The 15093-nt window shown below is 72.9% G+C and carries 13 protein-coding genes; 6 read left to right on the top strand and 7 right to left on the bottom strand.

Features of this window, described 5'->3' with window-relative positions; translation table 11 throughout:
- Positions 1–967 precede the first annotated feature (967 nt).
- Positions 968–1333, bottom strand: coding sequence for an STAS domain-containing protein (locus tag Q5694_RS13400; RefSeq protein WP_333933075.1), 366 nt, complete (start codon positions 1331–1333; stop codon positions 968–970).
- 169 nt (positions 1334–1502) lie between these two features.
- On the opposite strand from Q5694_RS13400, the gene Q5694_RS13395 reads away from it, so the two are divergent.
- Complete coding sequence (locus tag Q5694_RS13395; RefSeq protein ID WP_333933074.1) at positions 1503–2015, top strand: ATP-binding protein; 513 nt, start codon at positions 1503–1505, stop codon at positions 2013–2015.
- Positions 2016–2421: 406 nt separating this feature from the next.
- Entirely contained in the window at positions 2422–4512 is a 2091-nt protein-coding gene (locus Q5694_RS13390; RefSeq protein ID WP_333933073.1) for a glycosyltransferase family 2 protein, read from the top strand.
- Positions 4513–4661: 149 nt separating this feature from the next.
- Here the strand turns inward: Q5694_RS13390 and Q5694_RS13385 are convergent, their stop codons facing one another.
- From Q5694_RS13385 to Q5694_RS13375, 3 genes are all read right to left on the bottom strand, one after another.
- Positions 4662–5561 (bottom strand): NAD-dependent protein deacetylase, encoded by a 900-nt coding sequence (locus Q5694_RS13385; RefSeq protein WP_333933072.1) that lies wholly within the window; start codon positions 5559–5561, stop codon positions 4662–4664.
- A 255-nt stretch (positions 5562–5816) separates the two neighbouring features.
- Positions 5817–7238 (bottom strand): sugar porter family MFS transporter, encoded by a 1422-nt coding sequence (locus Q5694_RS13380; protein WP_333933071.1) that lies wholly within the window; start codon positions 7236–7238, stop codon positions 5817–5819.
- On the bottom strand, positions 7231–8082 hold the full coding sequence (locus tag Q5694_RS13375) for a phytanoyl-CoA dioxygenase family protein (protein ID WP_333933070.1): 852 nt from the start codon (positions 8080–8082) through the stop codon (positions 7231–7233). The genes Q5694_RS13380 and Q5694_RS13375 overlap by 8 nt, the downstream gene beginning before the upstream one ends.
- A 116-nt stretch (positions 8083–8198) precedes the next feature.
- On the opposite strand from Q5694_RS13375, the gene Q5694_RS13370 reads away from it, so the two are divergent.
- Positions 8199–9230 carry a LacI family DNA-binding transcriptional regulator gene (locus tag Q5694_RS13370; protein WP_333933068.1) on the top strand — a complete coding sequence of 344 codons (1032 nt, stop codon included), beginning with the start codon at positions 8199–8201 and terminating at the stop codon, positions 9228–9230.
- Between the two features lie 175 nt (positions 9231–9405).
- Positions 9406–10137, top strand: a complete 732-nt coding sequence (locus Q5694_RS13365; protein WP_443040868.1) for a GAF and ANTAR domain-containing protein — start codon at positions 9406–9408, stop codon at positions 10135–10137.
- Positions 10138–10229: 92 nt separating this feature from the next.
- Here Q5694_RS13365 and Q5694_RS13360 read toward each other — a convergent pair whose 3' ends face one another.
- On the bottom strand, positions 10230–10394 hold the full coding sequence (locus Q5694_RS13360; protein ID WP_333933067.1) for a hypothetical protein: 165 nt from the start codon (positions 10392–10394) through the stop codon (positions 10230–10232).
- A 317-nt stretch (positions 10395–10711) separates the two neighbouring features.
- On the opposite strand from Q5694_RS13360, the gene Q5694_RS13355 reads away from it, so the two are divergent.
- Positions 10712–11764 carry an enoyl-CoA hydratase/isomerase family protein gene (locus Q5694_RS13355; protein WP_333933066.1) on the top strand — a complete coding sequence of 351 codons (1053 nt, stop codon included), beginning with the start codon at positions 10712–10714 and terminating at the stop codon, positions 11762–11764.
- Between the two features lie 65 nt (positions 11765–11829).
- Here the strand turns inward: Q5694_RS13355 and Q5694_RS13350 are convergent, their stop codons facing one another.
- A complete protein-coding gene (locus Q5694_RS13350; protein ID WP_333933064.1) occupies positions 11830–12870 on the bottom strand; it encodes a vWA domain-containing protein in 1041 nt (346 codons plus the stop codon).
- Positions 12871–13114: 244 nt separating this feature from the next.
- On the opposite strand from Q5694_RS13350, the gene Q5694_RS13345 reads away from it, so the two are divergent.
- On the top strand, positions 13115–14554 hold the full coding sequence (locus Q5694_RS13345; RefSeq protein ID WP_333933063.1) for a Gfo/Idh/MocA family protein: 1440 nt from the start codon (positions 13115–13117) through the stop codon (positions 14552–14554).
- Here the strand turns inward: Q5694_RS13345 and Q5694_RS13340 are convergent.
- A complete protein-coding gene (locus Q5694_RS13340) occupies positions 14481–14936 on the bottom strand; it encodes a RidA family protein (protein ID WP_333933291.1) in 456 nt (151 codons plus the stop codon). The two genes, Q5694_RS13345 and Q5694_RS13340, sit on opposite strands and share 74 nt — an antisense overlap.
- Between the last annotated feature and the right edge of the window lie 157 nt (positions 14937–15093).

Genomic DNA, 15093 nt, shown 5'->3' with positions numbered 1-15093 from the left:
GTCGAGCATGGACGCCAATGGGACATTTCCGCTGTGATGCAGACAACTCAGGTCAGCACGGGATGCGTGATACGGCACACAGGTCAACCGGCGTGTGACTCCTCCTCAGCCGGCCGGCCTCCACAACGGGTAACCGATTCGGAGGACTTCGAAGCGCGCCCGGCGCACGGAACGAGGCGCGCCCGTCCGACGCCGGCCACCTCGGGGCGTGCGGTGCCGGGGGAGGGCGCCGCGAGCCGAGAACACGGGTCGCCCACTGCCCCGCCGGAGCTGCCGGCGGCCTCAGCGAGCCGTTCGGCGTGGGACGGGGCGCGTACGCACCGACGAGCACGCCGGTGCGGCCGTGCCGCAGGAGTTCCGCGGAGCCGTCGCCCCGGGCCGGGCCGCCGGTGACGTCGAGTGGGGTCCCGCGCTGCTCGGCGGCGCAGGGCTCCGGTCGGACGAGCAGCGCGCCGGAACGCGTCCACGGCCGGCGGCGAAGCGCCGGCGGTGAGGAGGGAACCGGCGCGGCTGGGCGTGCGCTCGACGCGGACGCCCAACGCCCGCACGTCCGGCCATCGGTACGGGGCAGGCCGGGGCCGCGGGGCGTCCGGCCGTGACCGTCCGGTGGCCGACGCCGGGCCCCGCGGCGACGGCCCGGGGCTCACCGAGGCGCGTGCGCGGCGCGGACACCACGCGGTCGAACGTGTCGTCAGCAGCCGTGCCCCCGCCCGGACATGCTGTTCGCAGCGGTCACCGGCAGGGGCCGCCGTAGGGCGTACGCGACGCTCGCCACGCCGATGAGCACGACATCGGGCAGCAGGAGTCCGCGCATGCGACGGGCGGCGCCGGCGACGTTGTGTCGAGGTTCGACCGCCGGGGGCGGACGCCGGGCCGTGCACGGGCGTACGCGGTTCTCGACCCGCGTCATGCGCGCGCGCCACGCCGGATCCTCCCCCTGTTGCCCGGCCGGTGGGCGATCGCGTGATCAGGCGGTGAGGGCCTGCTCGGTCGTGGGGTGGCAGGGGATGACCGTGTCCACGCCGACCAGCTGCAGGACACGCAGCACGGACTCCTGGGCCCCCGCGATACGGACCCACCCGTCCGCCACGCTCACCTGCTGGTGGGCGGCGACGAAGACGTTGATGCCGCTGGAGTCCATGAAGGTCACACCGCTGAGATCGGCGACTATCCGGGGCGGCTCGGACGCGTGTCCACCCAGCAGCGCCTGGCTGAGCACGTCCTGGACGTCGTGGTCGATCTCGCCCCGCAGGGTCACGACACGGACGCCCTCGACCAGGTGGTGTTCGGCGCAGAGCCGGTCCGGCCGGTCCGCGGGTTGGATGTGGGCCACGATCTCCTCGATGCGTTCAGGGCTCGCCCTCGGTTCAGAACGAGGTTGATTCTGCCCCACCGGTCCTTCCGGATGCACCCCGCGGCTGTATCGAACATCACCTGTGAGGTATGTATGGCGTCAGTGGGGGTACTGGCGGGCACGTAAACGGGGAGTGAGGGCGAGGCCAGTGGAATGTCGTGCCGAGGGTGACGGTGGTTCGGCGCCGGACGAGCATCTGGCGCAGGTCGGCTTCGCCTTGAGCGGGGACGACAGTTGCATCGCCGACGCCCGTCACCATGCTGTCGGCTTCCTCGACAGGGCTGTCGAGGAACGTCACGTGCCGGTCTCCGACCGGGTCCGGGACCTCACCCAACTCGTGGTCAGCGAACTGGTCACCAATGCCCGGAAGTACGCTCCGGGCCCCGTCTTCGTGGAACTGCGCCTGACCGGGCGCAGCGTGGACGTCGTCGTGTGGGACAGCGACTCCGCGCTGCCGGCGGCCCGCGCCGCCGACCCCGGCCGGATCGGCCAGCACGGCCTCGAGATCGTCAAAGCGGTCACCGAGAGCCTGTCCGTCGAACGCGAAGCGGTCGGCAAGCGCATCACGGCGCGCATCCCCCTGCGCCACCTGCCCGGCAAGCCCGCCGGTGCCTCCACCACCCGGGACCTCTCGACGGGCTCCGGGGTCTGCCAGCCGTGATCCGTCCGCTTCACCGCGGCGCCCCAGCCGACCGTGCCGCTGCCCCGGCCCGGCCGCACTCCGCCCCGGCGCACCCCTCGCCCGCCGAGCTCCGTCCCGGTCCGTGACCCGCCGATCCGACGTGGCCCCGGTCGACGGCCCGCGACCGGCTCCGCTCCCGTCCACGGCCCGCGGACCGAGCCATGCCCCGGTCCACGGCCCCGGGCTCCGAACGGGTACGGCGCCGACACGCGCCCGAACGGGTGGTTCGCGCACTCCGACAGCCTAGGCGGGCGTCCCGGGCAGGGCGGGGGCGGCGACTGACGCCGGAAGCTCGCGGGGGAGGGCCTGCCGCCGCCCTGGCCCGGTCAGCGACGGACGGCCGTTCCCCCCTCTTCCGCAGCACCCCACGGCCCGGGAGCCCGCCATGCCCCGCACGACCCCTCCGCGCGTGAGCGTGATCATCCCGGCGTACAACGCCATGCCTGAGGTCACCGAGTGCGTCAGGTCCGCCATGGAGCAGACCCTCGGCCCGGACGAGATCGAGATCATCGCGATCGACGACGGCTCGACCGACGGCACCGGGCGCGAACTGGACCGCCTCGCCCGCATCTGCTCCCGCCTGCGCGTGATCCACCAGCCCAACAGCGGAGGGGCCGGAGGCCCCCGCAACACCGGTCTCGACCTGGCCTGCGGCGACTACGTCTTCTTCCTCGACTCCGACGACTACCTCGGCCCGGACGCGTTGCGCCGGATGGTCGCGGCGGCCGACGAGAACGGTACGGACGTGGTGCTCGGGAAGATGGTGTCGGTCGGCGGGCGAGCCGTGCCGACGGCCGTCTTCTCCCACGACCAGCCGCGCACCGACGTCTTCTCCTCCCACGCGTACCGCACCCTGGGCTGCTGGAAGCTGTTCCGGCGGTCGCTGATCGAGCGGCTGGGCCTGCGCTTCCCGCCGTACCGCAACTGCGAGGACAAGCCCTTCACCGCCGCGGCCTACCTCAACGCCGACGGCATCTCCGTCGTCGCCGACTACGACTGCTACTACTCACGGAACCGCCGGAACGGCAACAACCTGACCCTCACGGCCGCCGACCTCGTCCACCGCATGGACGGCACCCGGCTGTGCTTCGAGACGGTCGTCCGCTACCTGGAACCAGGGCCCCGCCGGGACCGGATCATGCGCCGCCACGTGGAGTGGGAACTGTGCGGGCCACTGCGGGCGTTGCTGCCGCGGGAGGACGAACAGCGGGCACGGGAGCACTACTACCCGCAGTTCCGGCAGTGGGCGCTCGACCACGTGACCGACGGCGTCTTCCACCTGCTCGCCCCACCGGACCGGCTGATCGTCCACCTCCTGCGCGCGGACCGCTACGACGACCTCATGACGGTGGCGCGCCACGCCCGGCGGGACGCGGCCCGCGGCCACGTCGTCGACAAGGGCCGCGTCTACTGGGCCCACCCGTTCTTCCGTGATCCGGCCAAGGCGGTCCCGGACGTCTGTTTCGACGCGACGGACCGGACCCCCGTCCATCACGACCTGGCCGGGGCCGCCTGGGCGGGCGACGGCGACGTGCTCCGCCTTTCGGGCCACGCCCGGATCGACGACCTCGGCCCGCTCCAGCCCGGCAGCCGGCTGGTCCTGCGCCCGAGCGGCTTCCGCCACCCGGACGTCCACGTGCCGCTCATGCTCGACGGCCGCGTGCCGGTCGTCTTCGCCGCCGCCCCGCAGCAACCCGTCCCGGGCACGGACGAGCAGGCCGCCACGGCCGAGGGCGGCAGCGGGGCGACCCGCTTCACCGTCGACGTCGACCTGGGCACCGCGGCCTCGGGTGCCCCGCTGGGCATCGGCACGTGGAACGTCCACCTCGACCTGCGCGCGCAGGGGGTCAGCCGCACCGTCAGGCTCCGGCAGCCCCGGACGGACACCGACGGCCGCAGCAGCACACCCCTGCCCCGCGAACGGATCCTCGGCTCCCGCCCCGAGCCCGTCACCGCGCGGCTGCACTTCACCGCCGAAGGCCATCTCGCGCTGGACATCCGGCGAGCCGGGACGGCGTCCGAGCCGACGTGCCGCGTGACCGCGGTCGCCTGGGAGGCCCCCGGCACCCTCGTCGTCAGCGGACACCTGACCGACGAAGCCGCCCGCCGCCCGCACCCCGTCGCCCTGCGCGCCGAGGAGGACTCGGGCCGGGTCCGGGAGGTACCCCTGTCCTACGGGGCGGACGGCGGTCGCGCATTCACCGCCCGCATGCCGCTCGCCAAAGTCCGGCCTGGCCGGTGGGCGCTGACACTTCGCACGGACGGCGGCGGCACGCCGATCCCCGTCCCGCACACGCACCGGCTCCCCGGCACGCGCTGGTTCCGCGCCTCCCGGCTGGGCCGCCCCTACTACGCCACACCGCTCCCGCACCCCCCGAGCGGCGTCCTGACACTCCGCGTCGCACCGATCAGGCTGACGGCGGCCCTGCGCCGCCGCCTGGCACGGACCCGCCAAGGTCACGGCAGGCACCCGTGAGGCGTCGCCCGAGCCCGCCGGGTCTCCGCCAAGGCAGAGGAGGTGGGGGGTGAGGACGAGCGCGCCGTCGGGGTTGCCGGCACGCGCCGCGCACGGTGAGCGGGTGAGGCGAGCCGGGGCCCGAGGAGCCCGGCGCGGACGGCACGCCGTCACCCGGCCGGCTCGTCCTCCAGCGCGATGCCCAGACGGTCCGCCACCGTGGTCAGGGCGGAGCCGAGCGGCAGAGCGACCCTGGTGACGGCGTGCTGGTCACCCCGCGTCAGGTCCCGGTTGACGATCAGCACCGGCTTGCCGGCCTGAGCCGCCTGACGGACGAGCCGGAGCCCGGACATCACCGTCAGCGAGGAGCCCAGGACCAGCAGCGAGGTGGCCGCACGGACCAGTTCCCGGCAGTGCTCGACGCGCTGCGGTGGAACGGACTCGCCGAAGAACACCACGTCGGGCTTGAGGACGCCGCCGCAGGCCGTGCAGGGCACCACACGGAAGTCTCCGACCTGTTCGTCCGTCAGGTCGGCGTCGCCGTCCGGGTTGATCCCCGCCGCGACGGGCTCGAAATCCGGGTTGGCCTCCTCCAGGCGCCGGGCGAGTTCCCGGCGGGGACCGAACGCCCCGCAGGACAGGCACACGACCCGGTTCAGGGTCCCGTGCAGTTCCACGACGTCCTCGCTGCCGGCGGCCTGGTGCAGGCCGTCCACGTTCTGCGTGATGACACCCGTGAGCAGTCCGTGCCGCTCGAAGCCGGCCACGGCCCGGTGCCCGGCGTTGGGGCGGGCCCGGCCGAAGGTGCGCCAGCCGAGGTGGCTGCGCGCCCAGTACCGGCGCCGGGCCCGGGCGTCGGCGGTGAAATCCTGGTAGGTCATCGGCGTGTGCCGGCTCAGGCTCCCGCCCTCGCCCCGGTAGTCCGGGATGCCCGAATCCGTGGAGATGCCCGCGCCGCTGAGCACCAGGACCCCGCCGGCGCCGAGCGCGTCGACGACCGGCTGCGGGTCCGAGGTGCCCGGCGGGAGGTCTCCGACGGGGGTCCAGCTCAGCGTGGGGCGCATGCGCATGCCGTCAGGGTACGGAACGGCGGCCCGTGACGCGCCGGCCCCGGCGAGCACGGCGCTCCGGGACGTCCCGGAGCCTCCGGCCGCCGCGCCCCGCCGCCCGGGCACATCGCCGTACCGGCCCGCGCGGGCCGGCCCCCGGCTTCGTGCACCCGTCCGCACCTCACGCGGCACCGGACGACCGCCACCTGAGCACGACGCTCTCGTGCCCCGCCGCGGATCCGCCGCCTCCGTCAGCAGGGCAGGGCACTGCCGTCGTCAGGAGCCGTCGAGCGCCTTGCGGAAGTCGCCGCCGCGCCGCAGCGCCCGTTCGATGCTCTCCAGCGACCTGCCCCGGGTCTCCGGCACCTTCGCGAGGACGAACGCGATGCAGACGACGTTCATCAGCGCGTAGACGAAGAAGGTCCCGGACCGGCCGATGGTCTCGATGGCGGTCAGCGCCGTGAGGGCGATGAGCAGGTCGACGCCCCACACGGTGACCGTGGCGAGACTGGTCGCCGGGCCGCGCACGCTCAGCGGGAGGATCTCCGGGCCGATGAGCCAGACCACCGCCTGCATGCCCACCCCGTTGAAGAGGATGTAGGCGAACAGGGCGACGATCACCGTCCACCGCTGGGCCGACGAGCCGCCCGACCCCAGGAACGCCAGGGCCATCACGGCCATCGCCAGGGCCGAGCCGGGCAGGAACCAGAGCATGGTGCTCCGCCGCCCCACCCGGTCCACCGCCACGGCACCCACCACGCCGACGACGACCAGCATGACGCCGATCCCGACACCCGTGAGGAGGGCGACCGAGTCGCCGAAGCCCGCGTCGACGAGGATGGTCGGCGCGTAGTAGACGACGGCGTTGATGCCGGTCAGCTGGCTGAAGGCGGCGATGCCGACGGCGATCAGCAGGGCGGGCCGCACCCATCGCTGCCGCAGGTCCCGCCAGCCGCCGGCGGGGACGCGCGCGGCCACCTCGGCGATCTCCCGGATCTCCCGGCCGACGTCGGTCCCGGCGGGCCGCAGCCGGGTCAGGACCTCCCGGGCCCGGTCGTCCATGCCCCGCTCGATGAGCCAGCGCGGGCTCTCCGGCAGGAACAGCATGCCGACGCCCAGTGCCACGGCCGGCAGGACCGCCAGGGCGAACATGACGCGCCAGCCGCCCTCGCCGGACAGCGCCCAGCCGCACAGGTAGGCGATGAGCTGCCCGGTGGCGACCATCAGCTGGAACAGCACCATGAGGCGGCCGCGGATCCGCGCGGGCGCGACCTCGGCGATGTAGACGGGCACCATGTTGGACGCGCCGCCCACGGCCAGTCCGAGCACGAAGCGCGCGGCGATCAGCGTGCCCACCCCGGGGGCGACCGCCGCCGCGGCGGCTCCCACCGCGAAGACCACGGCGACGGCGACGACGATCCTGCGACGCCCGTGGCGTACGGCCAGACGACCGGACAGCAGGGCCCCGACCATCGCGCCGAGCAGGATCACGCTGACGACGATCTCCTGCTCGCGGGAGGTGAGGTGCAGATCCTCGCGCAGATGCAGCAGCGCACCGGAGATGATGCCGGTGTCGTAGCCGAACAGCAGCCCTCCCAGGGCGGACACCGCCGACACCGCGTACACCGCCGCCGGGACGCGGGCCGAGGCGCCGGCGGCGGGGCCGGTGCGCCGGGGCTTCGTGGTCAGCTCAGGCATCGCCCATGACCAGACCCTCGATGGTGTGCTTCTGCGTCACCGGCTGCAGCACGTCGACGACGGGGCAGTCCAGGTGGCGCCGGACCCGCTCGGGCAGGCTTTCCCAGTAGGCCCGCGTGACGGCGGTGTCGTGCCGGTCGCCGTTGGTGGCCTCGGGACCGTCGACGCCCAGCACCAGCACGGGGCGGGACTTCGCGGAGTGGTTGCGGGTGCCGCGGTGGATCGTCAGCGCGGTGCGCGCCGAGATGTCGCCGCGCTGCGGGTACTTGCGCACGGCCCGCTCCTCGTAGCGCGGGTAGTGCGAGCGGGGCGGGAACATGCCGTGCCCGAACTCCGGGCTGTCGTCCCACTGCGTGCCGGGCGCGATCTCGAAGGGGCCCATGTCCTCCTCCGTGTCGACGGCCGTCACGTTGAAGGCCAGCGACGTCAGCCGCCGCTCGGCGCGGGTCTCCTCGGGCATGGGGAAGTCCCGGTGCCAGGGCTGGTTCACCGCGCCCTCCAGCGGTACGTCGAAGCCCAGCTCGACGATGCGATACTCGGGTCCGAGCACGGCGGTGCAGACCGAGCGCACCCACGGATGGTCGACGAGGTCGACGAAGCCGCGCAGTTGCTCGGGGTGGATCTCCACGTAGTAGCGGTTCGGGCCGCGTCCGACCGCGCCGCCGGGCCGCTGCCGCGCTTCCTCGAAGGCGGCCTCGACGTCCTCGCGCAGCCGGTCGGCCCACTCCTTGGTGAACGCGCCCTTGCGCGCCGTGATGCCGTCCGAGTACAGGGCTTCCACATCGGCCGTCACGTCGACGTCGAGGCCGGCCGGCGCGATGCCGGGGTAGGCGTACGGGCTCATGCGTGCCTCCTTGCAGCAGAACTGTCCGAGCCATGTTGCATCGTTGATTTCAACGTGGCAATACCTTCTTAGGGGGATCTTGTCCCGCCGCGCGCGGCGCATGCCACGATGTGCGGGTGAGGAGCAGCCTGAAGGACGTGGCCGCCCGCGCGGGTGTCTCCGCGCGCACGGTGTCGAACGTGGTCAACGGATCCGCCCGGGTGTCGGCCGAGACCCGGCAGCGGGTGCAGGAGGCGATCGACGAACTGGGCTACCGGCCCAACCTTGCCGCCCGCAGCCTGCGCGCCGGCCGCACGGGCATCATCGGACTCGCCATCCCGGAGCTGCACTCGCCGTACTTCGCCGAGCTCGCCGGCCTGCTGGTGGACGAGGCACGCCGCCGCTCCTGGACCGTGATCATCGACCAGACGCAGGGCGACGCCGAAGCGGAGCGCAGGCTGCTCACCGGCGACGGCGGCCGCGTGATGGACGGGCTGATCATCAGCCCCTGGGCCCTGGGCGCGCGCGACCTGACCGACACCGCCCGCTCGCTGCCGGTCGTCCTGCTCGGTGAGCGCAGCCCGCAGGGCCTGGCCGACCGCGTGGCCGTGGACAACGTGGCCGCCGCCGAGGAGGCCACCACCCATCTGCTGGCGCAGGGACGCCGCCGCATCGCCGCCGTCGGTCTGCAGCCGCACCTGGAGAACGGCACCGCGGAGCAGCGCGCCGAAGGATGGCGCCGGGCCCTGCGCCGGGCCGGCATCACGCCCCGCCCCGAATGGGCGCGGGCCGTGACGTCGCTGCACCGCACGGACGGCGCCCGGGCCATGGCGCAGCTCCTCGACGGCGGCACCGTCCCCGACGCGGTGTTCGCCTTCAGTGACGAACTGGCCCTGGGAGCCCTGCACACCGCGCACGCCCGTGGCGTGTCCGTACCGCGCGACCTGGCGATCGTCGGCTTCGACGACATCGAGGACGGCCGGTTCAGCAACCCGTCCCTCACCACCGTCTCGCCCGACAAGCGCCAGATCGCCCAGCGGGCCCTGCAGTGCCTGGCCGACCGCATCTACAGCCCCCGGAACGACCTGCCGGCCTCCGACCTGACCATCCCGCACCGGCTGATCGTGCGGGGCACCACGGATCCGGCGGTGACAGCGGCGGCGCCGTGATCCGGTGGTGACGGCGACGCCGCGGCGCGGTGGGCACCCCGGGCCCGGGCCCTGCCCCGAGCCGCCGCCCGTGCGGGCCGCCCGTGACGCATCGCTGTGCGCGTATCCGGCCCCGTCCGGGTATCCGCACAACGAAGGACAGGCCGCGGGTTCATGCTGTGGGAGGTGAAGGGCAGTGCACCGGCCGGATCACGATCGGCACGCCCTCGACATGATCGACTGGCTGCTGGAGACCGACACACTGCGGGACTTCCTGCAGCACCTGGTCGCCGACGCGGTCGGCGCCTCGGCGGCGGACGGGTGCGGGGTGACGGTGCAGCGCAGAAGCCGCCCGCTGACCGTGGTGAGCACCGGGGGAGTGGCGGACAAGCTCGACGAGAAGCAGTACGGCCAGGACGACGGCCCCTGCCTGCAGGCCCTGCGCACCGGAGAGATCGTTCACGTGCCCGACATGCTGAAGGAGTCACGCTGGGCGGGTTACCCGCGGTTCGCCACCTCCCTGGGCGTCCGCTCCGCGCTGTCGGTACCGATAGCCGTGCGCAGCCACACCGCGGGCGCGCTCAATTTCTACGCCGCGGACCCCCACGCCTTCACGGAGGACGACCGGCACGCGCTGGCGTTGTCCGCCGCCCAGGCGGGCGGTGCCATCGCCCTGGCCCAGCGACTGGCCGACGCGGAGGAGTTCACCCGGGACCTGCAGAGCGCTCTGGCCTCCCGCCGGGTGATCGACCAGGCCATCGGCGTGGTCATGCAGCAGCGGCAGTGCACCGAGGAAGAGGCCCTCGGCCTGCTGCGCCGGCTGTCCCAGCAGACCAACCTCAAGCTCCACGACGCCTGCACGCGTCTGCTGACCGACATCGCCGGCCGCCCGCCGACACCTCAGCCGCCGCTTCGGCCCCGCCCCTGACCGGCTCCCGACCGGGCTCCCCACCGGCTTGGTGGGCGGCACAGGGGAGCGGGACGCCGCGCACACGGCGTCCCGCCCCGCTCGCAGCCCTGTCAGGGTGCTTCGGTCCCGTCGGAGGCGTCGGGCGCGTCGCTGCCGTCCGAGTCGCTCTCGCCTCCGGTGTCGGGCGGCGTCGCCCCTTCTTCCTCGGGATGTACGTCCTTCTCCCCGGTGACTTCTTCCAGCGGATGGGACAGGTCGTTGTCAGGACTGGTCATGTCGGCTCCTTCCCTCTGACGGCCGGGTGCCCCTTTGCGGGGGAACGACGACTTCGCTCGGGATTTCGACCGGAAGGCCGGGCCGGCCCCCGCCCCGACACGGCGGGCGGCACCCGGCAGGCCGGTACGACCCGGACGAACCGGCCTCCCACCCACCCCGCCGGATCGCCCCGGCCGGGCGTCGGGCAACGTAGGGTCCCGCGTGGCGGAACCCTCCGCCGGCTGCCGAGGGCGGGCACACTGCTCCGCCACCGCGTCACGAGACAACGAGGAGACAGGGGCGTCACCGTGGTCCACGGCTCGAGGGAGACGGTCCGATGAGCGCGGCCGAGGAACCGGTCCTCTTCCGCACCACCGGACGCGCCGCCCACATCACGCTGAACCGGCCCAGGGCGCTGAACGCCCTCACCCACACCATGATCCGCCGCATCGACGAGGCCCTCACCGAGTGGGAGCGGGACCCGGCCGTGGAGACCGTGGTCATCACCGGCGCGGGAGAGCGCGGCCTGTGTGCAGGCGGCGACATCCGCGCCATCCACGACGACGCCCGTGACGGGGACGGCTCCGCCTCGGCGGCGTTCTGGCGCGACGAGTACCGTCTGAACGCCCGGATCTCCCGCTACCCCAAGCCGTACGTCGCCGTGATGGACGGCATCGTCATGGGCGGCGGAGTCGGTGTCTCGGCGCACGGGGACGTCCGGATCGTCACCGACCGGTCCCGGGTCGCCATGCCGGAGACGGGCATCGGCTTCGTGCCGGACGTGGGTGGCACCCATCTGCTCGCCGTGGCCCCCGGCGAACTGGGTACGCACCTCGCGCTGACCGGAACCCAAATCGGCCCGGCGGACGCCCTGTTGTGCGGACTGGCCGACCACTACGTGCCGTCGGACTCGCTGCCGGAGCTTCTCGAGTCCCTGTCGACCCTGCCGGCGGCCGAGGCCGTCGCGGGCGTGGCGCTGACGCCCCCGCAGGGCGTGCTGGCGGCTCGGAGGGACTGGATCGACGCCTGCTACCGCGCCGACTCGGTCGAGGAGATCGTGCGCCGGTTGCTCGCGCACGGCGACCCGGCGGCGAAGGAGAGCGCCGAGACCCTGCTGTCGAAGTCGCCGACCGCCGTCAAGGTCACTCTGGCTTCCCTGCGCCGGGCGCGCCGGCTCGGAACGCTGGAACGGGTTCTGGACCAGGAGTACCGCGTGTCCTGCGCCGCGCTGACCACCCCTGACCTGGTGGAGGGCATCCGCGCCCAGGTCGTCGACAAGGACCGCCGGCCGAGGTGGTCGCCGAAGACCCTCGCCGAGGTGGGCGACGCCGACGTGGAGCGCTTCTTCGACTCCCTGGGTGACCGTGAACTGGGGCTCGCCGAGGAGTAGGGGCATCATCCGGGGAGAGCACGCCCCGCCGCGTCCCCCCGGCGCGCTCATCCCCTGGCAGAACGTCAGAGCATGAGGAGCAGGCGGGTGTTGGGCACCAGCTTCCGGTTGACGCTGGTGCTCTGCACGAAGATCGTGAAGTGGTCGTTGTGGTCGGGCTTCACCCGGACCTCCGAGTCCGGCAGGCCGAGCAGGGCCCGAGCCTCCGGACCCGTGTACACGCGGTCCGTCTTCTTCTCCAGTACCGCTATCTCCTTCTGCGCCTGGATCTTCTCGGACTTGCTCAACTGATAAAAGGCGCAACCGGTGCGATAGGCGTGCCCGCATTCGATGACCCAGTCCCGGATCGCCGCGTCCCGAGCCACCGGGATCAGTTGGTATTTCGACGCGTCGACGGGTGTCAGGCCGGCCGTCTTGATGGTGTTCTCATTGACCGCGTCGGCGCCGGTGGAGAACACCGCCCGGGAGCCGCGAATTCCTCGCGTACGGCCCACCATGAAATTCTCGGTGGCCTGCCGGATGACCTGCCCGGCCTCCTCCAGTCCCTGTGTGCTGGTGGCGTCCCAGATGGCGATGTTGTCCCTGGGGAAACCGCACTGCATGGCCTCGCGCTTGCCCATCTGGTCGGGCACCAGCACGGCCAGCGTCCAGTTGTCCTGCTGCGTCTCGATCATCTCGGCCACGGCCCTGACCAGGTCGCGCGCGTTCCCGCTGGGGGCGTCCGGGCAGCGGTGGCTGGCGTTCTCCTGCCCGTCCGTCAGCACGAACGTCAGGAAGCTGTGGTCCCCGTAGAGCTGTGCCGTCCGCGCCAGTTCCCGCTGCGACTTCAGTGCGGCCGCGAGCAGGGCGGTCATTCCACCGGTCCGGTAGAGCTGCTTGAGGGACGGCATCCGCAGCACGTCCTTGTCGTAGATGACGCACTCCACCTTGTCGGCGAACACGTACACCGTGACGCGGGTCTCCTGGTCCAGTTCCCTCGAACGGCGGGCGAGATAGGCGATCTGCTGATCCGCGACTTCCACGACTTTGTGGCTGAGATGCGACATGGACGAGCTGGCATCCAGTACGAGCGCGACGTGGTTGATGTAATTCTGGGTTCCGGACATCACAACTCCCCCTCGTTCCGGGCTTGGTGTTTCCACCTTCTCATCCACCACTGACAATCGATCTCGCTTCCGGGTCCCACGGGGTCGGGTACGCCCCGCCGGCCGCTCAGCCACGACGCTCGGCGTGCTCATTCCTGCTCGCAACGGCGGCCTATCGAGCATCTATTGACACGGCGACGGCGCTCCCCCAGAGTCGTCCCCACCGAGTGATGCCGATCCGCGGACCCGAGGAGCGTGCACTGCCATGCCCGAAATCCCCGATGTCACAAGGCGTTCGCTCCTCGGAGGAGCACTGGCGGGCGGCGCAGCCGCAGCCGGTCTGGGCGCGGCGCAGGCGGCCGCGGCGCCGGACGGGCCCGACGGGCCGGCCGACCCCTCGCCGCGCCGCGGACCGGGCCAGAAGTCCATGATCAACGTGCCGTTCGACGCGCACCGGACCGTCCGCGTGGGCGTCATCGGACTCGGCAACCGTGGCTCGGGGATGACGGAGGGCTGGTCCGCCGTCCCGGGTTGCACCGTGACCGCCGTCTGCGACGTACGGACCGACCGCGTCCGGCGCGTCGCCGACCGCCTGGTCTCCCAGGGCAGACCGCGCCCCGCGGAGTACGGCGGTTCGGACGACGCCTGCACCCGCATGCTCCGCCGCGAGGACGTCGACCTCGTGTACATCGCCACCCCCTGGGAGTTCCACCACCGCCAGGGCCGGGACGCGCTGCGGGCGGGCAAACACGCCCTGGTCGAACTGCCGGTGGCCACCGAACTCGAGGAGCTGTGGGACCTCGTCGATACCTCCGAGCGCACCCGACGGCACCTGATGCTCGCGGAGAACTGCTCCTACGGCCGCAACGAACTCGCCGTGCTCAAGATGGCCCACGACGGCCTGTTCGGCGACCTCACCAACGGGCACGGCGGCTACCTGCACGACCTGCGGGAGCTGCTCTTCTCCGACACGTACTACACCGACGCCTGGCGGCGGCGGTGGCACACGCGCAGCACCGCCTCGCTCTACCCGATGCACGGGCTGGCACCGATCGCCGCCGCCATGGACGTCAACCGCGGCGACCGCCTGACCACACTGCGCGCCACCGCGACCGAGCCCAGGGGTCTCGCCGACTACCGGGCGAGGTTCGTGCCCCGGTCGCACCCCTCCTGGGAGGAGACGTACATCAACGGTGACCTGGTCACCTGCCTGATCGACACCGCGAAGGGCCGCACCGTCCGGGCCGAGCACGACGTCAGCTCGCCACGCCCCTACAGCCGCATCAACAGCCTCGCGGGCAGCCGGGGCATCTTCGAGGACTACGCGGGCACCTCGGCGACCGGCGGCCGCATCTACGTCGAGCCCGACCACGGCGGGCACACCTGGCGCGACTTCGACGCCTACCGCAAGGAGTTCGACCACTGGCTCTGGACGAAGATCGGTGACGACGCCGAGAACAACGGCGGTCACGGCGGGATGGACTACGTGCTGCAGTGGCGCACCGTCCAGCTGATGCGCGCGGGACTCGTCCCCGACATCGACGTCTACGACGCAGCCGTGTGGTGCTCCCCCGTGCCGCTCAGCGCACGGTCCCTGGCGGCGGGCGGTCGCCCCGTGCGGGTTCCCGACTTCACCCGGGGAGCATGGGTGAACCGGCGCCCGGGCCTCGACACCCGCCCCTCCGAGATGCCCCCCGTGTCCTGACATCGCCCGGCTCCTCGCACCGCCCGATCGCCCGCCCGCCCGCATCGGCGAGGCCGGGGCCGATGCGGGCGCGCGGGTCAGCGCCGGACGGCGACGGCCCCCACCTCGAACAGCACGTCGGGGGTGGCCGGCCCCCCGCGACGCCGACGAGTGTCCGAGCCGGGGGCCGCGTACCCCACCCCTCCCGGACGGCCTCGGTGATCGGCCCGAGCCTGCCGACGTCATGGTTGACCACGTACGTCCTGAGCTGGACGACGTCCTCCAGCCCCAGCCCGTGGGCGGCGAGAGCGACAGCGAGGTTGTGGAACGCCCGCTTCACCTGCCGGCCGAAGTCGTCCGACACCACCGTGCCGCCGGGCCCGGCCCCGAACCGGCCGGCCACGAGGACCGGTCCGGTGCCCGCCGGGGCGGCTGCGGTGTGGCTGTAGCCGAACGAGGCCGGCACGCGCCGCCAGGTCCGGGGCCGACCGCACCTACCGGCTGTCCCGGATCCTCGACGCCCGGGAACTCTCGCGCGGTGGGCCGGATCGAACCTCTCC

Source organism: Streptomyces sp. AHA2 (assembly GCF_036857595.1).
Taxonomy (GTDB): domain Bacteria; phylum Actinomycetota; class Actinomycetes; order Streptomycetales; family Streptomycetaceae; genus Streptomyces.
Note: the sequence above shows the minus strand (reverse complement) of the source record. Positions and strands in the feature narration are given on the sequence as shown.